The following is a 447-nucleotide window of genomic DNA, read 5'->3' as shown; positions in this document are numbered from 1 at the left end:
CCTTGTATCCGAGCATGCGGAAGAACTCCGACCAACTGACCTCGGAGATGGACTTGCTCAACTTGCGATTCTTCTGCATGTTCTTCACCTGCAAGGTCTCGATGCCGATGACGTCGTGGTTTTTGACGATTTCGGTCGATACCTTGTGCAGGAAGTCGGTTCGCTTGTTGGCGATCTTCTCGTGGATGCGGGCGACCTTCCGCTTCTGCTTCTGATAGTTCTTCGCCTCGGAAAGTTTTCCGTTCTTGTCCAAGGCCAACCGTTGACGACGAGAAAGCTTGCGTTGCTCGCGCGCTAGCTTCTTCTCAAGCGAACGGAAGTAACGGTCGTTCTTGTACACCGTGCCGTCCGACAGGATGGCGAAGTGCTTCAATCCGACATCGACGCCGACGGATGAGCCCGTCTTCGGCATTTCGTTGCTCTCCTGCTCGACGAGCAGGGAGACGA

At 55.0% G+C, this 447-nt stretch carries 1 protein-coding gene; it reads right to left on the bottom strand.

Translation table 11 applies throughout. The features are described from left to right. Positions 1-447: RNA-guided endonuclease TnpB family protein (locus KNP98_RS15920; protein WP_214812253.1), on the bottom strand; the 447-nt coding region annotated here is incomplete at both ends.

Origin of the sequence: Exiguobacterium sp. s127, assembly GCF_018618695.1 — a bacterium.
GTDB classification, from domain to species: Bacteria; Bacillota; Bacilli; order Exiguobacteriales; family Exiguobacteriaceae; genus Exiguobacterium_A; species Exiguobacterium_A oxidotolerans.
This window is presented reverse-complemented; position numbering and strand designations above follow the sequence as displayed.